Below are 20,327 nucleotides of genomic sequence, written 5' to 3'. Positions count from 1 at the left end.
CTAAAACGCGCCGCGGCATCCGCGGCGCGTTTCTTGGTCAGTGAGGAAAAAAATCAAAAAACACCAATATTATGATTGACTATGATCTATTTGAGTGGAAATGTGATCGATATGGCGAACATTTGGAGGAGCTTTTCGGTGAATCAGGCAGGCGGAGTGAAGGTCGATCGTCTGGATGCCATCCGCAGCCACCTCTACGCGAACGGCTTTTCCACGATCCAGGCGCTTGCCGACGCGATCGGGGCGTCGCTCGCCACCGTACGCAGAGACCTTCAGATTCTTGAGCAGGAGGGGGCGATTGATCGTGTGCATGGCGGAGCCCGCATTGCGGATGGGTCGTCGGTCGAGGTCGCGTTTCAGGAGCGCGAAAAGCGCCATTTATCGGCCAAGCGTGCCGTTGCCACTGCTGCCTATGAATTGCTGCATCCGCGCACGGCAATCTTCCTCGATGCCGGCACCACCGTCCTGCAGCTCGCCCGCCTCATCAGGATCAACCCGATTCCGCTCAGGATATTCACGAACGGCCTGACGGTGGCGCAGGAATTCCTGAACATTCCAAACCTCGAAGTGGTGCTTCTCGGCGGCCAGCTGCGCAGCGAAAACGCATCATTGGTCGGGCCACAGGCGGAGGCGATGATCGAGACGATCTGGTTCGACCAGCTCTTTCTTGGCGCAAGCGCCATCAGTCCCGACGGCGCCATCTATAGCGTCGATAGCGCGGAAGCCAGCCTCAATCGACGTATGCTGGCTCGATCGGCAAATCGCTTCGTCCTGGCCGACTCATCGAAATTCGGAATGATGGCGACCTACAAGGTGGCGCCGCTCAACACTGCAAAGGTTATCACCGATTCCGCACTCCCGCGCCATTGGCGCGAGGAACTGGCTAATTTCGGCGTCGACGCGACGATCGCAGAGCTGGGGGCCAAGGAATGAGCGACGAGCTGATCCTCGGTATTGACGGGGGCGGAAGCAAGGTTTTCGTCGCCCTCGCAGATCGGAGTGGTCGAATCCTGCGCAGCGCCCGCGGCCGCGGCGTCAATCCGATGGACAATCCGAACTGGCTGGAAGAGCTGGAGCAGCATCTGCTGCCTTTCCACAATGAGCCAAAATTGATGGCGGTCGCCGCGGGGCTTCCCGCCTATGGCGAGGTCGCACGCCTGTCGGCCTTGCAACGCGATGCGATCCAGCGGGGCTTCCCGAATGCTCTCCGCCAAGTTCTCAATGACGTCGATGCGGCACATCTTGGCGCCTTTGGCGGCAAGCCCGGCATTCTCATTCTCTCCGGTACGGGTTCGATGGCCTGGGCGCGCAACGCGGCGGGAAGTTCGGCACGCATCGGCGGCTGGGGCGATCTGATCGGCGACGAAGGAAGCAGTCACTGGATCGGGCAGAGGGCGCTCAACCTCATCAGCCAAGGCCTGGACGGTCGCGCTGCCGCGACCGCTCTGGCGACGGCCCTGTTCGACCACCTCGGCATCAATCCTCTCGATCCCATGAACGGGCTCGGCGACTGGGCAAGCGCGCTTTTAAACCCAAGGGCGGAGATCGCAGCGATTTCAGCTCTCGTGGATCGGGTCGGGTGCGATGGCGACGCGGGAGCCATAGGATTGCTGGAGCAGGCAGCCGATGAACTCTCAAAGCATCACCGTGCGATTTCCGGGCATTGCGATGCCAATGCCGATTGGACTTATGCTGGCGGCACCTTCTCCAGCCGGCTCCTTTTGGGAGCACTCGAGCGGAGGATTGGAAAGCCTCCGGCGCCGCCGAAACTTCCCCCCATTGGTGGCGCCCTTCTGGCTGCTGCCCAACTTCTCGACTGGCCCTTGGACGAGAGCTGGTTCGGGCAAATCGCGGCCACTGCTCAGAGCCTTGGCGCGCACGCGACTTAAACCGAGCATCAAGAACAATGAAGGATGGGAACATGCACAAATTTGTCTTGCGACTACTTGGTTCAGCGGCCTTGGTCTTTGCCGTGCCCGCTTTGGCGGACGACGCAAAACCGCTCGCCGGCCAGTCGATCACGGTGTTGATGCCGTCACCCCAGGGTCCGACCATTGCGGCGGACTTCGAAGCAGAGACTGGCATCCATGTCGACCTACAGACGCTCTCCTGGGACGATATCCGGCCCAAGCTGGTGACGGCTCTGGTCGCGGGCACCGCGCCGGCCGACGTTACCGAATTCGACTGGTCATGGACAGGGCAGTTCAGTGCGGCGGGCTGGTTCCTGCCGCTGGATGATGTGATCGATGCCGATACTCTCAAGGATATCGGTGTGGCGAAGATCTTCACCGTCGATGGGAAGCTTCTCGGCATTCCCTATACGAACGACTTCCGAGTCATGTTGGTAAACAAGAAGCATTTTGCCGATGCTGGTGTGTCGGAAATGCCCAAGACACTGGACGACCTCGTCGCCGCCGCCAAGAAAATTAAGGAAAAGGGCATCGCCCAGTATCCGATCGGCCTGCCGCTTTCGGCAACGGAGGGTGCTTCGACGAGCTGGTATCTATTGACGAAGGCCTTCGGCGGTGAGCTTTTCGACAAGGATTTCAACCCGCTCTTCACGTCTCCGGACTCGGCTGGTTATAAGGCGCTCGCTTTCGAACTCATGCTTCTCAAGGAGGGGCTTGTCGACCCGGCATCCACCGGCCTCAAGGACAGCCAGATCAACGAAAGCATGTTCGGGCAGGGCATCACCAGTATCATGATCTCTGGCGAGCCCGGACGTCTCGGCCAGATGAACGATCCCAAGCAGTCGAAGGTCGCCGGTCAGGTAGAAGCCATTCTGGTGCCGACTGCGAGCGGCGAAACGCGCAGCTTCGGTCTTCCCGAGGCCCTTGCCATACCGAACGTCTCTCCGAACAAAGAGGCGGCGATCGCCTTCGTGAAGTGGTTTACGAGCAGGGATTTCCAAAAGAAGAATGCCGCAAACGGCTTCCTGCCAACCCGGACTTCCGCACTCTCCGAACTGAACGACGCCGGCAAGCTGAATAGCGGCGATGTTCTGGTGGCGCAGTCCAAGACCGTCGAGCCTCTTTTCCCGCAAGGCACCCCGCCTTGGTATCCCCAGTTCTCGAGTGGTGTGAATACGGCGATCAACAGTGCGGCTAAAAGCCAGATGAGCGTCGATCAAGCGGTGGAGGCGATGGCTGCGGCTGCCAAGCAGGCGATGGCGCAATGACTGCCTTCGCGTCCGAGGGTCTGCCGAGCAAGCGTGGTGTCGGCTTCAATGCCGACACCACGCTTGGGCTTCTGCTGGTCTCGCCGATCGTCATCACGATGGCGGCGTTGGTCTTCTACCCGATGGGGCGAACGGTCTGGGACAGTCTGCACAGGGTCAATCCCATGCAGGCTGGCACCCCCTTCGTCGGTCTCGAAAATTACAGCCGGATGCTCTCCGATGGCCAGCTCGCGACGACCTGGACCAACACGCTCATGTACGTCGTTCTGGCGGTCACTGCAGAAACCGTGTTCGGCGTTCTTGCGGCCGCGCTCATCAATCAGATCAAGGTCGGGCGTCAGTGGCTTCTGGCTGCGGTGATCCTGCCCTGGGCGCTGCCCGGCGTCGTGAACTCGGTCATCTGGCTTTGGATTTACCAACCTGGCGCGGGCCTGTTGAACGGCATTCTCTCCGCGCTCGGGCTCGCATTTGAAAATCATGTCTGGTTCAACGATCGCACCAGCGCAATTGTCGCCGTGACGATCGTACACGTCTGGCGAATGATGCCGCTCACGATCGTGATTGTTCTCGCCGCAATGCAGAGCATACCGACGCATCTCTACGAGGCCGCGCGGATCGATGGCGCCACCCGCGTCCAGATGTTTGGATGGGTAACCCTTCCCCTCGTTCGCAGCGCGATCGCGGTCGCGATGACGAACGCAACGGTAAACGCCTTCAACCTCTTCGATGAAGCTTGGGTCCTGGCAGGTGCCAGCCTCGAGACCAGGCCGGTGCTGGTCCAGATCTACCTGGAAACGTTCCAGAACCTCCGCTTTTCCTACGGAATGGCGCTGTCGGTGGTGATCACGCTCGTCTCTCTGCTGATCTCGCTCGTCTACGTCCTTCGCGTTTACCGCAACACACGGTTCGACTGATGAAAGCCACTCTTGCCTATCGAATGATGATCTGGGTCGGTGTCCTCGTGCTGTTGATCTGGTCTTTGGGGCCGATCTACTGGACCATTGCGAGTTCGGTCACGCCAAGCGAAGACTTCTCGGTCCGCCCTATCAACTTTTTTCCGCAGCACTTTACGCTGGATCACTATTCGCGGTTGTTCGGCATCAACATTGCGCGGATCGGAGGGGTGGAGGTCTTCAAGCAGTTTCGGGCCGCTTTGCTGAACAGCATCGTGACCTCCGTCGCAGCGACGCTGTTCTGCGTCGCAATATCCGCGCTCGGAGCTTACGCCTTCACGCGGCTTCAGTTCCCCGGCAGGAAAACACTCTTCGTTGCCGTCGTTGCGACGCTCGCCATTCCCGCATACGCGGTCCTGATCCCGCTCTACCAGATCATGATCAAGCTGCATCTCGTCGACACCTATGTCGGCGTCGCGCTGATTTATGTATCGGCATTCCTACCGCTTTCGCTCTGGCTGCTTAGAAGCGTCTTCGAAGCTCTTCCGATCGCGTTGGAGGAAGCAGCCCAGCTCGATGGCGCAGGCAGGCTTTACATCTTCTTCAACATCGTCTTGCCGCTCGCCGGACCCGGGCTGACGGCAGCGGCGATCCTGACCTTCCTGGGGGCCTGGGGACAATACCTTGTCCCGCTCATCTTCTCGCCGCAGGCGACCAAGCCCTTGACAGTGCTCATCCCGGAATTCGTGACGAAGAACTTTATCGATTACGGCCTGATCACGGCCAGCGGCTCGATCGCGATCGTCATCCCCGCCCTCGTCGTCATTTTTCTCAACCGTTACCTCGTCAGCGGCCTGCTGGCGGGTTCGGTCAAATAATCGGAGACTTCATGAATACGACCGAAAAGGTTATTTTCGAGCAATTTCCCTATTGGGAAAAAGCCATTGGCACTAACCCCGCCGATGACAGTTCCAAGCTGCTCGTCTTCGTCGGCTGCGGCACTTCCTTCAATCTCGCACTCTCGCTTGCGGCCTATTCCAATATGGCCGGGCGAAAGGCGATTGCAGTCCCTGGCGCCGAATGGCAAAATCGGCCCTCGGCATTCTGGTCCGAGCGGCGCGACACGCACGTGGTGGCGCTTTCGCGTAGCGGTGAGACGACGGAGACAGTCGCTGCCGCGAAAGCAAGCCGCGCCGCTGGCGCATTCGTCACTGCTCTAACCGTCGAACCAGAAAGCTCTCTTGCCAAAAACTGCGATCGGCTGGTTTCTGCCGAAACCCATCCCGACGAAGGCATCGTCATGACGGTTTCGGCAAGCCTGATGGTCCTTCTTGGACTGCAGATGATCGGGCGGCATGTGCCGGGCTCCGTTGTCGGTTCCGCCCGCAAGCTCGCCGGCGCTCTCGATCATGCGCTTCCCGGCATCATCGCAGACAGAACCCACTTCGTGTTTCTTGGCGGAGGTCCGCTGTTCGGCATCGCCCTGGAAGGCGCCCTGAAGCTCATGGAAATGAGCCAGATCATGACGCAAGCCTTCCACCCCCTGGAGTACCGTCACGGGCCGATCAGCCTCGTCGACCGAAAAACGGCGGTGGTGATGCTCTACAGCTCCGACCAGAGAGAGGCGGAAATAAAGCTGGTTGGCGAATTGAAAGAGAAGGGCGCCGTCGTCATTGGCCTCGGCGGCCCCGGCGATGTGGAGCTCGCGGTGGATGTCGATCTTTCGCTCGCGGGTCTGGTCGTCCTTCCCGCGCTGCAGGTCCTCGGCGAGCGCGCCGCTCAGGCTCGGCAGATCGATACGGTATCTCCCCGCCACCTGACCAAGGTCGTGAAGCTGGCATGACGCAGATCGAAGAGAACCGGCAGACCGCGCTTCGAAAGCTTTTCGGCGCGAGAAATCTCGCCTGTCCACGCGGGATCACCTCGGTCTGCTCAGCGCATCCTCTGGTAATCGAGGCCACGCTCCGCCGCGCCGCCGCGGAGGATCGGCCAGTCCTCATCGAAGCCACCTGCAATCAGGTCAATCAGGAAGGCGGCTATACCGGGATGACGCCACCGGACTTTCGCCGCTTCATCGAAAACGTCGCCACGGCCGTTGGTTTTCCAGCCGAACGCGTCATCCTGGGCGGCGATCATCTTGGTCCGAACCCATGGAGGAAGCTGTCGGCGCAGGAAGCAATGGCGCGCGCCTCGGCCATGGTCACAGCCTATGTGGAAGCCGGGTTTGAGAAGCTGCATCTCGACACTTCCATGGGCTGCGCCGGCGAACCGGCTGCACTTGACGACGAGATCATCGCCGTCCGCGCCGCGCAACTGGCAAAAGCTGCCGAAGAGGCCGCTCATCGCTGCGGCCGGCGCCCGCCGGTGTATATCATCGGGACCGAGGTGCCGCCTCCCGGCGGTGCAACTCACGCACTCGAAGAAATCGACATCACCCGTGCCGATGCGGCAGTGAGGACACTGGCGGTCCATCAGACATCATTTTCCCAAGCTGGTTTGGCTTCGGCAATGGATCGGGTGATCGGTATCGTGGTTCAGCCGGGCGTCGAATTCGGCAACACGAACGTGGTCCTTTACAAGCCCGAACGAGCGACCAGTCTTATTCAGTCGCTGGACGAAATGCCGGGGCTGGTTTTCGAAGCGCATTCCACGGACTACCAGCCGACCAGCGCTTTGTCCGCTCTGGTCGACGGCGGCTTTGCCATTCTCAAGGTAGGACCCGGGCTGACGTTCGCGCTTCGCGAGGCCCTCTACGGTCTCGATGCGATTGCCGGCATCCTCGCCGGAACGACACCGGGAACCGGACTGGCCGCGACCATGGAAACAATGATGGTGGAGCAACCGGCGCACTGGGCAGGGCACTATAGCGGCAGCCCCGATGAAGAGCGCCTGCAGCGGCATTTCAGCTATAGCGATCGTATCCGCTACTACTGGCCTGATCCAAGGGCAGCCGCGGCAGTCGACGCATTGTTCAACCGGCTCCCGGACGCCATTCCCGAGACATTGATCAGCCAGTATCTCGGGCGGTTATATCCGGACGTGGTGTCAAAGCGGGTCGATCCCAATGCCCGAAAACTCTGTCTTTCAGCCATCGACGCGGCCTTGGCTCCCTATTCTGCCGCGACCGCAATGCAATGAGCAGTTTGCAGCCGCTTAAAGCATGTCGCCCGGAAGTGTGCAGCGGTTCCGGGATAACGACATGCATAAAAACAAAGGACTAAAGGCTGCTCGTCGAACTACGAACATCCAGCCGGAGAAAATCATGGCGTCAGTAAGTGTGGCGAATGCCCGTAAGAGCTACGGTCACTTCGAAGTCCTGCATGGGGTGAATATTCATATCGACGACGGGGAATTCGTGATCCTCGTCGGCCCTTCCGGCTGCGGAAAGTCGACATTGTTGCGAATGATCGCCGGCCTCGAAGAGATTTCCGACGGCAGAATTTCGATCGGCAGCAAGGTCGTGAACAACGTCGCACCGAAAGAGCGCGACATTGCCATGGTCTTCCAGTCCTACGCGCTTTACCCGCATCTGACGGTCGAGGCGAATATGGGATTTTCGCTGAAGCTGGCGAGAGCCCCCAAAGAGCAGACGAAGCAGCGTGTTCGGGAGGCTGCCCAAATCCTTGGGCTCGAGCATCTGCTCGGCAGATATCCGAGAAATCTATCGGGCGGCCAGCGCCAGCGTGTGGCGATGGGCCGTGCGATCGTGCGTAATCCGCAGGTCTTTCTATTCGACGAGCCATTATCCAATCTGGACGCGAAGCTGCGCGTTCAGATGCGCTCCGAAATCAAGCAACTGCACCAGCGACTGAAGACAACAACAATTTACGTCACTCACGACCAAATCGAGGCAATGACGATGGCCGATCGCATCGTCGTGATGCGGGACGGCTTCGTAGAGCAGATAGGCTCCCCTCTCGATCTCTACGACCAGCCGGCGAACCTGTTCGTAGCAGGGTTCATCGGGTCTCCGGGGATGAACCTCATTCACGGGCAGGTCAGCAGGTCGGGACCGGTTGAATTCGTCGCGGATGGCGGTGGAAGGCTGCCATTGCCCGAAGGGACAACATTGGCGCGCGGCGCCGCAATCACCTATGGCATCCGGCCTGAGCACCTGACGATCGGACAAGGTCCCGTGACGGCTGAAGTCGCCCTTGTCGAGCCGACCGGAGCCGAGATCCAGGTCACCGCCAAGCTCGGTGCCGATAACCTCGTTGTGACGGTGAGGGAGCGCCTTGAACTCCGTGCGGGTGATAAGCTCGGCCTTGCCCCCGACCTCAGCAAGCTGCATCTGTTCGACGCTAAGACTGAAAAGCGATTGATGCCCGCCTGATTGATTGGGAGCACTGGTTCAATATCAACGTCTTTTCGGCACTTTCGACTGGCAATGCGAGGCCGCCATAGGATGATTTTAGACCGGGTCGGCCTAAAATCTGAATCCTGTTCTACATTAAAGAGTTAGAGCATGATGTTATGAGAAAACCGCTCACACTTTTCGGCATCATGCTCTGACAACGCCAAAGTCACGGGGACAACCCCGAAGCGGGGACGCTGCTTCCGCGGTGCGTGGACCCGACCGCGGCGAAGCGGTCCGTTTGTAAATCACGCTCACGCGACTACTTTATATGAAGCAATCCTCTTCTCGGTGGAAGAGAGAGGCGATCGGGAGAAAGCCATGTGCCGAAATATCAAACCCCTATTCAATTTCGATCCGCCAGCTACGGACGAGGAGGTCCATGACGCCGCGCTTCAGTTCGTGCGCAAGTTGAGCGGAACCACCAAGCCGTCGAAACGCAATGAGGCGGCGTTCGAGCAGGCGGTCATTGCGATCACGAAATGCGCCCACGAGCTGCTCAGTTCGCTTGAGACCTCCCAACCCCCTCGCGATCGAGAGGAAGTTGCTGCAAAGGCGCGCGCGAAAACAGCGATGCGCTTCGCGTAACAGAGCTCCAGCTTACCTCACCTCATAACCCGAGCAGATGCGTGCCGCTTGCGCTTCGACGTCCTTTGGATTCAAAATCGCGCCAGCTCAAGCTCGCTTGTCGCACCACAGCCTCCTCAATTGGGCAGCCTTATACCTCAGCGCGTTTCGCAAGTCCTGATAGGGGAGCGGACAAGCTGCCGCCCGCAGCGTTCATGCACGCATGATCAGCACAAAGCCGGAAAATGTGATACTTGCCCCCTAACTGAAACCGCCGATTTCTACAGGACGGAGTTAGCCCATCGAACGCGACACAGCACCCACTACCTGGTCTTTGAACCTTGAAAGCGAATCTGCATTCCTCAAATCGCAGGGATGGTCTGAATTCTTTTCGGATCAGCTGACATCAGCAGAGAGCGATCTCGTCCCACGGCGCATTGCCGAGGTTCACCGTAGTCGTCTGAGCATTGTCTCGCCAACGGGTCTAGCGAAGCTGAAGATATCGCATCAAATCAACACCGGCGAGTTCGCCGTGGGCGACTGGGTGCTGGTCGAGCCGCACGATCATGCGTTGGTTCGGCGTCTGGAGCGCAGAACGTTGCTGCAGCGCCGGACCGAAGGCCGAGCTACCTACCAGCTCGGTGCTTCCAATGTCGATACATTATTGATCGTCACGTCCTGCAATTTGGACTTCAACGTGGCCAGATTGGAACGCTACATCGCACTCGCCAATCAGGCAGGAACGGCGCCCGTAATCGTCCTCACAAAAGCGGATACCACCGACGACGTACCTATCTATCGGCGCGACGCAGCGGCGCTGCAACGCGATCTGCCCGTCGTGGTACTGGACGCGCGATCTATAGATGCCGCGGCCGCTCTCGCACCGTGGTGTCAGCCCGGGCAGACGATCGCGCTCGTCGGCTCCTCCGGGGTCGGTAAATCGACGTTAGTCAATGCTTTGGCAGGACTACGCGGTGACCAGTCTCAAAAGACTGGCGGCATTCGAGAGCATGATGCCAAGGGCAGCCATACGACAACAGCACGCTCAATCCACCCAATTGCAGGGGGTGGATGGGTCATCGATACGCCTGGAATGCGTACCCTCCAGGTGAGCGACGCTGCCGATGGTATCGACGCATTATATTCAGAAATAACCGAGCTGGCGCCAAATTGCCGGTTCCGGAACTGTAGCCACCAGCACGAACCTGGCTGCGCAGTGCTGTCGGCCGTGGATGCCGGAGCTTTGTCTCGTGATCGATTGTCCCGATGGCGGGCGCTATTCGACGAGAATGTGAAGAACTCGCCACAGGAAACTGGACCGCGCGGCAACAAGACAATCCGGAGGAAGAACCTGTAGGGGGTTACGCGCCGCAGCACATCAAGATTTTTTTAAACAGGCGAACTCCGGCTGCAGGTTGTCTCTCAACCGCCGAAGGGCCGCTGATATTGTTGCGACGGTCGACGCCGAACTATGGCCTTGTGAACAACGCTCTTGGCGCGAGTTCTTAAATTCCTGACCCGTCGAGCTGCTGAGCGTCCTCGCCTTCCCAGGGTGCGGGCATCGAGGTGCGATTGAGATTGGCAGAGGGCATCGGCATCCAGCACTTCAGTTCCGGCGCGGCATATTCGATGATGCGGCCAGGTGAGGAATCAGAGGCGCGCCAGCCTTCTGCACCGAAATGATCGCCATTCGACCAATATGCGAGGTCAACTTCTGCCGGCCCCTGTTCGGACTGACGGATCGTGACGAGAATCCGACTGCCGTCCTTCGGTGCGCTTGCCATGTCGCGCCAGCGCTCTGGCTCGTCCATTATTTTTCCTCCTGCCTTGCTGTCGATTGCAAGTGTCGCCTCGCCATCGAAAACGGTCAACTCAAACTTTGCCACAAGCCATCCTCTATCGATGACGATCCATCGCGATGGTTGATCCAGTAATATTAGTCAGGTTGTGGGATACATGAAGGGCAAGAGTGCCATCCACCTTGGGCGGGTCTACGGTGAGAGAAAGCGCGGCTTTACCGGGTAGCACTTTTGGGTGCGTGGGTATGTCGTGTCGACTGTCGGTCGTGATGAGGAGACAATCCGCGATTATCCGCAACCAAGAGAAGGACGACCACAGGCTTGAGCAATTGAACCTGTGGCGTTGAACGGCCACCTCCAGGTGACGCATTGAAACCGGGGCCGCGTCAGCGTCCGCATCCCGACGCTTTGAGCGGCTCACATATTAAAGCCCCCGGCTTTGCCGGGGGATACTTACGCTTCCACCTCGCCGTAGAGCTGGCCGCATATCGTCTCAGATCTCGGTCGCCAGCTCTTGCCGTCCATATCGTATTGCAGGGCAAAGCTGTAGAGCCGGCGGTCATCAACGTCCGTTGGTCACGAAACCAGCATCAGGACCATCACCAATGTTTTTTCTGCTGAAACTTAGAACATTCACAACAGGCTCCTCGGCTACACATGGTGCGGCTCCGGAAACCAGGCGCCGCTTTCCAAGGCCAAACCAAGTCGTCTGGATTTCGTTCCCTCTATTCGTTAAATGAGATTCGTGATCGGTACGACGCACTGCTGAAGGAGCGGCCGCTTTGCAAAATGGGTCTCGTTGGAATGACGGGAGCAGTTAACGACCCCAGAAGCGTCCTGGCGGACGATCAATCCCATGATAAGACCGTGACCGCAGAAATGAGCGAACCATTGGAGAGAACCGTGACCAAAACTCCACGCCGCCCCGTCAATGCGCTTGATGCCGCGGAAGCCTTGTTCAGGCCGGCCAAAAAGGTGGCCGCCGCACCGCCCGTCGAGCGGCCGGCGCTGCCGAACGTCAAGGAACAGGTCACTCTGAAACTCGACAGCGACGTGCTCGTTTATTTTCAGGAGGATGGCCCGGGCTGGCAGGACCGCATCAACGATGTGCTCCGCGCCGCGATGAGGAACGATGGCTAAGCGGTTATGCGGCCGCTGCTGACCCCCTTCGTTCAAAGGATTTCCAGTTCCATATGCCGACCGCGGTACAATTGCGGCACTGCGACGTCCTCATTGCACATACACCGGGACGACTGCGGAGGTTTCGTCGCGGTAGGGCAGGCGGATTTGGAAGCGGTGTTCTCCGCTCTGAATGGGCCAGAAGACAGGCTTGTCGGGGTCGGTGACGGCGAAGGGCTGGCCGTCGACATACCAGACGATCTGCGGCACATGCGGTTGGACATCGGCCTTCAGAGGCAGCCGGTCGAATGCCGCCGGCTGTTCCGGATTGCGCCAGATCTGACTGTTGCGAGCCGGTGTCGAGATGGCGAGACGGATCTGCGGGTTGGAGCCATCGGCGTTGGCGAGTGAATTCTTGCTCCTCTCGGCTGTTGCACTGATCGACACAGGTTTGAGGGTGGCGTCCGGACCAGGCGATCGTGCAGCCACCTTCGGTATCTCGTCGGGCTTTAACCATTCGACCAGCGTCTGGCTGCAGCTGTTGTCATTCGTCTGTCCATTGACGATGCAGACCTCCATCGGCTTGCGGTCCGGTGGCGTCGGGAAACGCGCGTCGGCGATGTCTCCCGGCTTATTGCCGTGCACCCTGTCGAGGATCGCGTGCACGAGGCGGGCGGCACTGCCGGCGCCGGTCATCCGGCTCATCGTGCCGTCATCGCCCCGTCCGATCCAAACGCCGACGATGACCTTCTCCGAATAGGCGATCGCCCAGGCGTCCCGATAGCCTTGGGAGGTGCCGGTCTTGATGGCGACGGGGAATGGATATTCCAGCGTGCCATAGCGATGGAAGCTCGGCAGCCGGGCCTGCGGATCGGAGAGGAAGGAGGTAATCAACCGGGCCGTATCGAGCGAAATGACCCTAACGGATTGCGGCTGTGGCTGCTCGCGCGCCCAGCGCAAATCCTGCATCTGGCCATCATTGGCGAGCGCCCCATAGGCCCGCATCAGCCTATCCAGGCGGGTCGGCAGCGAGCCGATTGCCATCGACAGGCCGAAATAATCGGCTGGGGTTTCCAGGTCGTGCAGACCGAGATCGCGCAAAAAGCGGAACGTCGTCTCGAGACCGATGCTGCGCAGTAGATTGGTGGCGGGAACATTGCGCGAATTGGCCAGTGCCTGGCGCGGCAGCATAGGGCCGAGGAATTCGCGATCCGCATCGCCGATGCCCGACGCGCCTTCCGGCAGATCGAGCAACATGTCGGTTGGCTTCAGTAAGCCGCGCTCGAAGGCCAGCGCATAGACGAAAGGTTTGAGGGTCGAGCCCGGCGAGCGCTGTGTCCGGGTGTAGTCGAATGCGCCGGCATGCCTGCCGTAATAGTTGGTCGAACCCACTTGGGCGAGGACTTCGCCTGTTTGGCGCGACACCACCATGGCGCCGACTTGCTGCGCGCCCGCAGAACGCCAGTGATCGAGATATTGTCGTGCGAGACCAGTAATGTCGGCCTGCAGGGTGAGGTCGATCGTCGTGTGGATCAGCGGCGTGCTGGCGGACGCAGGGGCTATCTGGCCGTTCTCGATGAGGTCATGATAGCGCAATATCAGGTGCAGGGCATCCGGGCGGCGGGGTATGTCGGGCATCCGCATCTCATCGAGCTGATGATGGGCGATCTCTGCCTCGTCAGCCCTGATGATTTTCTGTTTCGCCAGCGCGTCCAGCATTTGATGGCCGCGGTGAATGGCCCGGCGCAAGCCCTGCGGCCGCAGCGGGTTCATCCGGGTCGGCGACTGCGGGATCGCTGATAGCAGCGCGATTTCCGCCCAGGACAAGTCTGCGACCGGCTTGTCGAAATAGAGCCGCGCCGCATGGGCGATGCCGTGGCTGCCATTGCCGTAAGGCGCCAGCCGCAAATATTGCCCCAGCATCGCATCGCGGCCGTAACGCAGGGTCAGGAGGACGCCGGTGCCGGCCTCAAGCGCCTTGTGGATGAGCGTGCGCGATTCCGGCTGCTGCATCCGCGCCACTTGCATCGCAATGGTCGAGGCGCCCGAGCGGCGGCCGACGGCATCGAGATTTTGCCAGGCTGCGCGGCCGACAGCGTAGGGATCGATGCCGATATGGTCGTAGAACCGCCTGTCTTCGAGGGCAAGCGTTGCCTTGACGACGCGGTCGGGCAATTGCTCCAGCGGCCAATAGCCATAGTCGATACGCCCACTTGCGCCGTCGGCATGGCCGATCTGAGCGAGGAACGCGCCGCCGCGATCATAAAGTATCGAGGTCGGCGCAGGCGCGATCAACTGCGCGCGCTGATTGATGAGATAGCCATAGACCAGGACGCCGGCTGCGAGAACCAGCGAGGAGAAACGGACAAGCGTTGATCGGCGGCTTCTCAAGAGTGTCATTGCCCGGCTGGCTGGCTCCTCGTCTGATATCTGCCCCGATTGTGAAGGCTCACTTCGCCACCACGATTTGCATGGCAGCACTCATTCCCCGTAAGCCCTTTTGGTACATGGTTTCGGCAAGGGCCTGGGGCTGCGTGTAGGAACCGGGGATCAAGGCGCGCGTCCGGTAGGCAAAGGTGTAGTTGCCCTTCGGCAGCCTGTCGGAAGCACAAAATACCTGATCGTCGCCATAGGAGATCCAATCGGTCGGCAGGGTCGGCGCGACTGCCGGTGTCGCCTCAGCCGGCGCGGTGGCGATGTTGGGGTTGAGCGGATCAAGCCCGGCTGCAAGCGGCAGGGTAAGGGCGACATGGGTGCGATCTTCGGAGACGACCAGTTCGATCCTTTCCTCGAGCACATCGCCGACCTTGAGCTGGATCGCACCTTTAGCATCGGGAACCAGCTTCTCCAGCGGCGCGTTGCCCGCGGGGACACGGAAAAGCGTGCGGGTAAGGGCAAATCCCCGGCTTTCGGCCTGCGCGGTGTAGCCGGCTTCGGCAGATAGATAGGTGGTTTCCACCAGCGCCAGAGCGGTCGTCGTTCCGGTATTCTGGATGGTGACGGCGCCCGGATCCAGGCTGACTTGTCGCAGCACGGGAGCATTTGCGTCAAGCGTCAGGTTTTGAAACTTTCCGTTCTGCGCCAGCGTCAGCGGCAATGGCGTCGTCGGCCTTTGCCAGGCGGCGGCAAGCGCGCGGATCGCAGCCGAAGTGGCATTGGTCGAACCCCAGCCGTCGCCTCCGCCGAGTTGCAGCAAGGCATTTTTCAAAGCCGGATAGCGCGGATCCGTTTCCGAGGTCAAAGCCGCGGCGCGCACCATTTCGGCGAGACTGCGGGTTTCGGAAGGCAGGATGATCGGACTGCCCCCATCCTCGGCTTGGCCGTCATAAACCAGCTGGCCATTGCGGGAGAGGATGCGAACGCGCGACCACATCGTGTCGGCCAAACCGCCGACAAGGCGTGGGTCGGCATCGGGCGCACCCGCTGCCGCCGCGGTCATTCTGGCAACGCTGACATTCGGCATCAACGCGGCCGAGCGGGCAAGTTCGGCAGTATAGGCCGGGTCGAGCTTGCCGCCTTCGGCCAGAGCCGTCAGAGCCTCGACCCGCTCGCGAATCTCGTCGCCGCTGAGCAGATGCGGATAATCCGAGCGTAGCGACAGTTTCAGCACGCTCGCAAGGCGATCCGACAAAGCCTTGTCGGTGGGCACGCCCACCTTGTCGGCCGCAACCAGGAAAGAATAGGCCCAGGCCGTGAGCGAGACATTGCCCTTGCTGTGCGGCCAGAAGCCGACAAGGCCATCGGCGTCGACCGCCTGGCCGATTGCCAGCACGGTGTTGTGCACATCGCCATCGATGCGTTTGTCAAGGTTTGCTGCCGCCAGGATCGGGGCGAAACTTTTGAAGGCGATGCCGGAGGAGGCGAGCGATATGCGTTGTTCGGTGGAGCCATAGGGAGATTCCACCAAAGTGTTGAGGCCGGCAACCAGCTTCACCAGTGCCGGATCGGCGGTTAGCGTCATCGCACGCTGAAACGATCCGGGGCGCACGTCTTGCTGGGGTGCCGGCAATGTTTTCGAGCCGCCCGCCGGGATTTCGACGATTTCGTAGTGCTTGGTCGGGATACGGTCGGACTTCAAAGGCAGCGTGATTTCCACGGCGTCGCTGGCATGGTCGGCGACGCGCTCGACCCCGAAACGCAGCTGCACGTCCTCCTTGCCAGGCCTTGGCTCGGGCACCTCAGCGAGAACGCCGATGTGAGCGGGCTTGTTCTGCTCCCAGGCGAAGGAGAGGTCCTTGCTGCCCTCCAGCGTCAGTCCGTCGGAAGCAATGGAAGCAGCGCCGGCGCCGCCACCACCCTCGACGATGCGGGCAATGATGCCTGCCTCGAATTGGTCGCCATACCGCAGGAAGCGGGGCAGGGCGGGTTGGGCGACTATTTCCTGCCGGATCAGCATTTCGCCGGTGCCATAGCCGAAGCGGTCGGGACCGCTGACGGCCTTGGCGCGCAGCTTGAATACGGTCAGCGAGTCCGGCAGCTTCACCTTGATCTTGGCGATGCCATCCGGGCCGATCTTCACGTCGGGAAGATAGATCGGGACCGGCGTAAAATTCTTGCGAACGGAAATATTGTTGTCCGTGCCCCATTCCTCCCGCTCGTCACCGCCCGGCACCTCATCCAGCGGAATGACGCCGAAGGCCATGTTGCGGGTGTCGCGCAGTGCCATGGTGGATTGGCGCTTGACGATAAAATTCGGCAGCGGATCCAGCGGCTGTTCCGGTGCGAGCGACAGCACGGCCTGGTCGATCATCCAGAAAGTGGCATCGCCCGCGATCGGCTGACCGCTATCGTCGGCCAGATGCAGCGTGACCTCCACTTCGTCACTAGGGCGGGCCTTCTTCGGATAATCCAAGGTGAGATTTACGGTGTTCTTCACCGGCTTCACCGTCACCGCCTTCGTCGCGGCGATCGTTACAGGCTTGCCCTGGTCGAAGGGTGCGTTCGGCGAGGGGATGCTGGTCTCCAGCCGGCCGCGCAGGATGAGGAAGTGCACGGGAATTTGCGGTGTATATTCCTTGCGGACGGGCACGGCATAATGGCCGTATCCATCGGCGATATCGACCCAATCATAGCGGAATTTTCCCTCTGGCTCTTCGACGACGGCGAGCGCGCGGGCTGTCTGGAAGGGCGACTGGATCAGCAGGTTGGCGGTTTCGCCGGGAATGTAACTGTCCTTGTCCGTGGTCACGACCGCGGTGCGCGCGGGCGCCTGTGCCCAGGTAACCGGCGTGGTGCCGCCGACGAAGAAGTCGACGCTCACCTGCTGCTGGCGGCCGATCCGGTCGCTTGCCTCGAGTTGAATAACATAGACGCCTGCGTCCTTTGCCTCGAGCGCCAGGGTCTGGATATCCCGAGTGCTGGTAATCTTGCGCTCCAGCACGGTGTCGTCCATGACCTGCGTGACGTATTTTGCCGAACCCTGGCTGAAGTCGCTCGCCTGCAGGGTCGACGTCCAGTTGCGATGGATCAGGCGTGCCGTCATCTCCAGCCCGGCGACGGGTTCGCCATTGCCGTCGACCGCCAGGATCTCAGGCTCGATGGCGCCGGGATTTGGCACATAACGCGGCACCTTCAGGCCAAGCACGAAGGGCGGGACGGCAAAAACGTTAGTGATGCTGCGCACCTGCAGATCATCGTCGCCGGTAACGGTCGCCTCGATCATATAGCGGCGGGGTTGCGCCGTCGGCTCGATCGTCGTGTCGAAGCTGATGCGCGAGGCGCCGCCGGCGTCTGTGCTGCCGTCTCGTTCGAGCGCCGGCGAGGATTTGAATTCATCGCCGCCGGAGTAACGGGAATCCGTCGAAAAAAAGAAGCCCTCGTGGCCAGGTGGTGTCCAATTGTAGGGATACTGAACGGCTCGCCAGCGGATCGGCCGATCCGCCAGCAGTCCACCGGCGAAATAGCGGGCGATCAGATCGACGTTGAAGGAGGAATCGAGCGGTACGGTTTGCGGATTGTTGAGCACGACTTCGAAAGTCGGCAGGCGATAGGCCTCTTTCTTGAAGGAGATGCTGCCGCATTGGACCGTGTTGTCGGCCGGGCTCGCGGCGCTGCTGTCGCTATCGGCACTCTCAGCAGTATCGGCCTGGTTATCGTCTGCCTGCGCATCATCGGTCGCGTTATCACTCGCCTGGCCGTCGGCATTCCCGTCCTCACCGGATGTCTGCGCCGGTTGATCCTGGTCGGTAGCCCCCGCCGTGTCGCCCGGCTCGAAATGAACTTCGTAATCCCCGGTTGCCGGCGTCTCGGCGTCGAATTTGTGGTAAAAGCCGCCGAATGCGTCCAGCCGCACCGGTACGCGCCACTCCTGTTTGTCAGGGCCGGTAATCACGATCTGGCCGCCTTGCGTCGGCAGCGTCAAGTGGCCCCCGAGATAGCTGCGGACATAGCCCTTGATATGCACGGGCTCCTCCGGACGGTAGATCGGTCGCTCGGTGAAGACGTGGCAAAGGGTGCGGCTCTGCTCGGTGCGGCTGTCCGTCGGATTGGTCGTCCAATCCAGCCAGGCGGCCGACGGCTTGGTCCAGTTGTCCGCAGCATATTGGGCAGGCGCGTGATCGGGGTCGACGACCAGGGTATCCAGCCCCTTCGTCACGATGACGCGCCGGATCTTCGCGTCGGCGCGCTGCTGCAGCTCCCAGGAAAAGAAGCCCTGTGCATCTGTCGTCCCAGTCGCCAGCGTGACGAATTTGCCGTCGCGCAAACCATCGAGGCGGATTTGCGCCCCGCTGATCGGATTACCCTTGGCAAGCGAGGTGACGGCAAATCGCACCCGGTCCTGTTCCTCCACCGCGCTCAAGGTCAGGTCGGTGACCTGCACACGAAGCCAATGCCGGGTTTGATTGTCCACCGCACGCAGGCCGACGAGATAGGTGCCGGGCTGGTCAGGCCCAGCAATCCGGGCAAAAAAGGATTTCAGATCCAGGCCGAATTTGGTGTCGACGCCGCCCTTGTGAATCGGCAGGTCCACGAACTCGGATATCGCCGGCGAACCCAGGGCCTTGACGCGCGCCTGGATCGCATCGGCTGAAATCTCATCGCTGTCGGCCCATTTCTGCGGCTCCTTGCCGGGCAAGGGCGGTGCTTCGTCGTCGTCCGTATCGAGGCCGGATTGCGGGAAAGGCCAAAAATCGCGTGACAGCGGATCGATCGCATGGATGCGCACATCGGCCCTGTCGTAGCCGCGTCCGCGCAGCGGCACGAGTTGCGGGCCAAAGCGCTCGACCACGCCCTGCGACGCATCCCAGACGAGCGAGGACTGTTCCGGCGCGAAGGCGAATTTCTGGCCGAAGCCGGTCGCCAGCGGTCTGCCGCGGTCATCAGCCAAGGCGCCGGCGGTCACATCAAGCGTATAGACCTTGTCGGTGAGAAAGCGGCCATTGATATAAAGACGGCCGTCGCTGGCTTCCGCCGTCAGATCGTCGACCGGTGGAGAAATGCGCAAGGCGTCCCGGACCGAAAACTGTTTCCCGGCCAGCGGATTGCTCGAAAAGCGGAAGATCAGGCCACGACCCGATCGATCGGCCGGCGCTGCCTCGGCGTCGAGCGGGTTGCCGTCATCATCGACTGCGGCGCTGTCATCGCTGACAGTGGCATTGGATGTGCAGCGCATGATGTCATCGCTTGTGGCGGCGTCGAAGCCCCGTCCGCAATCCGAACTGATCATGGTGAAGGGCACGGCGGTGCGCACGCGCAACTCGAAGGTCTGATCGCTGAAGTCGGGCGTGTCGGCAAGCTTCAACCGCAGAAGGGCGACGCGGCCATCGGGCACGTTGGCATGCAGCTTCACCACATAGGATTGCTGGTCGCTGCGGCTGTTGCGTTCAAGCGGCTGGACATCGAAATCCTGCGCCCCCAGCATCAAACCGCCTTCGTCGCCAATGCCCGGCGCAGGACGCAGTTCGATCGACAGAAGTCGGCTCAGCGCCGCGACATCGACGGGTTCGGCAAAGGTCAATGTGATCTGGTCAAGCTCGCTGATGGGATCATCGGTTGCAGCCGGAGCCGTGGATACCGGTACTGGCAGCAGCGGTATCAGTTCCGTCTCGCCACCAGCGGCCTTGTCATGCGCCAGCATCGTTACCTTGAGGCGCGACAGCGGCTGCCACTTGTCGGCCGGCCGGAATTGCAGGGCGCGCGGGCCGAGCCACTGCCAGGCGCCGGCAGCCGCCGGTTCCATGGTCACAAAACGCTCGGGCGAGTCTTCCGGGCCGCCGGCTGCAGGGCCGGTATCCGTAGGGAAGAAGATCGTGACCGGATCATAGGCACGCAGGAACCTCTCCGGCACGATTTTAACGCCATCGGCGCGTTGCAGAACATCCAGCGTCGGCGAGGCACCTTGCTGCGCGTGACCGCTTGAAAGCAGCGTTGAAGAGGCAAGAGCGAGGGCAATGAGAAATACGATCTTTTTCATTGGT

General features: G+C 60.7%; 14 protein-coding genes and 1 pseudogene. 12 read left to right on the top strand and 3 right to left on the bottom strand.

The genetic code is table 11. The features are described 5' to 3' along the window. Positions 1–138: 138 nt before the first annotated feature. The 10 genes from HJB83_RS01690 to rsgA all read left to right on the top strand — a co-directional run bounded on the left by HJB83_RS01690 (position 139) and on the right by rsgA (position 10,349). Positions 139–933, top strand: coding sequence for a DeoR/GlpR family DNA-binding transcription regulator (locus tag HJB83_RS01690; protein ID WP_221131217.1), 795 nt, complete (start codon positions 139–141; stop codon positions 931–933). After that, a complete protein-coding gene (locus HJB83_RS01685) occupies positions 930–1,889 on the top strand; it encodes an N-acetylglucosamine kinase (RefSeq protein WP_207585754.1) in 960 nt (319 codons plus the stop codon). The genes HJB83_RS01690 and HJB83_RS01685 overlap by 4 nt, the downstream gene beginning before the upstream one ends. Positions 1,890–1,921: 32 nt before the next feature. Beyond that, entirely contained in the window at positions 1,922–3,178 is a 1,257-nt protein-coding gene (locus HJB83_RS01680) for a sugar ABC transporter substrate-binding protein (RefSeq protein WP_207585753.1), read from the top strand. Next, a complete protein-coding gene (locus HJB83_RS01675; RefSeq protein ID WP_207585752.1) occupies positions 3,175–4,092 on the top strand; it encodes a carbohydrate ABC transporter permease in 918 nt (305 codons plus the stop codon). Before HJB83_RS01680 ends, HJB83_RS01675 begins: the two co-directional genes overlap by 4 nt. A gap of 23 nt (positions 4,093–4,115) precedes the next feature. After that, positions 4,116–4,949: a carbohydrate ABC transporter permease gene (locus tag HJB83_RS01670; RefSeq protein ID WP_207585930.1), complete on the top strand. Its 834-nt coding sequence runs from the start codon at positions 4,116–4,118 to the stop codon at positions 4,947–4,949. An 11-nt stretch (positions 4,950–4,960) separates the two neighbouring features. Next, complete coding sequence (locus HJB83_RS01665; protein ID WP_221131216.1) at positions 4,961–5,914, top strand: SIS domain-containing protein; 954 nt, start codon at positions 4,961–4,963, stop codon at positions 5,912–5,914. Then, on the top strand, positions 5,911–7,209 hold the full coding sequence (locus HJB83_RS01660; RefSeq protein WP_221131215.1) for a D-tagatose-bisphosphate aldolase, class II, non-catalytic subunit: 1,299 nt from the start codon (positions 5,911–5,913) through the stop codon (positions 7,207–7,209). Before HJB83_RS01665 ends, HJB83_RS01660 begins: the two co-directional genes overlap by 4 nt. A gap of 124 nt (positions 7,210–7,333) precedes the next feature. Next, positions 7,334–8,404 (top strand): ABC transporter ATP-binding protein, encoded by a 1,071-nt coding sequence (locus tag HJB83_RS01655; protein ID WP_207585749.1) that lies wholly within the window; start codon positions 7,334–7,336, stop codon positions 8,402–8,404. A gap of 342 nt (positions 8,405–8,746) precedes the next feature. Next, the gene (locus HJB83_RS01650; RefSeq protein WP_221117933.1) at positions 8,747–9,013 is read left to right on the top strand and encodes a DUF2277 domain-containing protein; all 267 of its coding nucleotides are present in this window, start codon (positions 8,747–8,749) and stop codon (positions 9,011–9,013) included. A gap of 313 nt (positions 9,014–9,326) precedes the next feature. Then, complete coding sequence (rsgA, locus tag HJB83_RS01645) at positions 9,327–10,349, top strand: ribosome small subunit-dependent GTPase A (RefSeq protein WP_207585747.1); 1,023 nt, start codon at positions 9,327–9,329, stop codon at positions 10,347–10,349. 148 nt (positions 10,350–10,497) lie between these two features. On the opposite strand, the gene HJB83_RS01640 is transcribed toward rsgA, so the two are convergent. Further along, complete coding sequence (locus HJB83_RS01640) at positions 10,498–10,803, bottom strand: hypothetical protein (RefSeq protein ID WP_207585746.1); 306 nt, start codon at positions 10,801–10,803, stop codon at positions 10,498–10,500. Positions 10,804–10,927: 124 nt separating this feature from the next. Here HJB83_RS01640 and HJB83_RS01635 point away from each other — a divergent pair. Then, positions 10,928–11,138 (top strand): annotated as a pseudogene (locus HJB83_RS01635) (transposase); the annotation flags it as partial. Positions 11,139–11,694: 556 nt separating this feature from the next. Next, positions 11,695–11,931 (top strand): BrnA antitoxin family protein, encoded by a 237-nt coding sequence (locus HJB83_RS01630; protein WP_207585745.1) that lies wholly within the window; start codon positions 11,695–11,697, stop codon positions 11,929–11,931. A gap of 90 nt (positions 11,932–12,021) precedes the next feature. On the opposite strand, the gene HJB83_RS01625 is transcribed toward HJB83_RS01630, so the two are convergent. Continuing rightward, on the bottom strand, positions 12,022–14,310 hold the full coding sequence (locus HJB83_RS01625; RefSeq protein ID WP_259671244.1) for a transglycosylase domain-containing protein: 2,289 nt from the start codon (positions 14,308–14,310) through the stop codon (positions 12,022–12,024). 49 nt (positions 14,311–14,359) lie between these two features. After that, on the bottom strand, positions 14,360–20,323 hold the full coding sequence (locus tag HJB83_RS01620; RefSeq protein ID WP_221131214.1) for an MG2 domain-containing protein: 5,964 nt from the start codon (positions 20,321–20,323) through the stop codon (positions 14,360–14,362). Between the last annotated feature and the right edge of the window lie 4 nt (positions 20,324–20,327).

It is taken from the genome of Rhizobium sp. NZLR11 (assembly GCF_019685115.1).
In the GTDB taxonomy this organism is placed as follows: domain Bacteria; phylum Pseudomonadota; class Alphaproteobacteria; order Rhizobiales; family Rhizobiaceae; genus Rhizobium.
This window is presented reverse-complemented; position numbering and strand designations above follow the sequence as displayed.

Excerpts from the sequence above, each read along its gene's own strand:
- HJB83_RS01685 (WP_207585754.1), top strand. The coding sequence starts at position 930 with ATGAGCGACGAGCTGATCCTCGGTATTGACGGGGGCGGAAGCAAGGTT.
- HJB83_RS01680 (WP_207585753.1), top strand. The coding sequence starts at position 1,922 with ATGCACAAATTTGTCTTGCGACTACTTGGTTCAGCGGCCTTGGTCTTT.
- HJB83_RS01675 (WP_207585752.1), top strand. The coding sequence starts at position 3,175 with ATGACTGCCTTCGCGTCCGAGGGTCTGCCGAGCAAGCGTGGTGTCGGC.
- HJB83_RS01670 (WP_207585930.1), top strand. The coding sequence starts at position 4,116 with ATGATGATCTGGGTCGGTGTCCTCGTGCTGTTGATCTGGTCTTTGGGG.
- HJB83_RS01665 (WP_221131216.1), top strand. The coding sequence starts at position 4,961 with ATGAATACGACCGAAAAGGTTATTTTCGAGCAATTTCCCTATTGGGAA.
- HJB83_RS01660 (WP_221131215.1), top strand. The coding sequence starts at position 5,911 with ATGACGCAGATCGAAGAGAACCGGCAGACCGCGCTTCGAAAGCTTTTC.
- HJB83_RS01655 (WP_207585749.1), top strand. The coding sequence starts at position 7,334 with ATGGCGTCAGTAAGTGTGGCGAATGCCCGTAAGAGCTACGGTCACTTC.
- HJB83_RS01650 (WP_221117933.1), top strand. The coding sequence starts at position 8,747 with ATGTGCCGAAATATCAAACCCCTATTCAATTTCGATCCGCCAGCTACG.
- HJB83_RS01640 (WP_207585746.1), bottom strand. The coding sequence starts at position 10,803 with ATGGACGAGCCAGAGCGCTGGCGCGACATGGCAAGCGCACCGAAGGAC.
- HJB83_RS01625 (WP_259671244.1), bottom strand. The coding sequence starts at position 14,310 with ATGACACTCTTGAGAAGCCGCCGATCAACGCTTGTCCGTTTCTCCTCG.
- HJB83_RS01620 (WP_221131214.1), bottom strand. The coding sequence starts at position 20,323 with ATGAAAAAGATCGTATTTCTCATTGCCCTCGCTCTTGCCTCTTCAACG.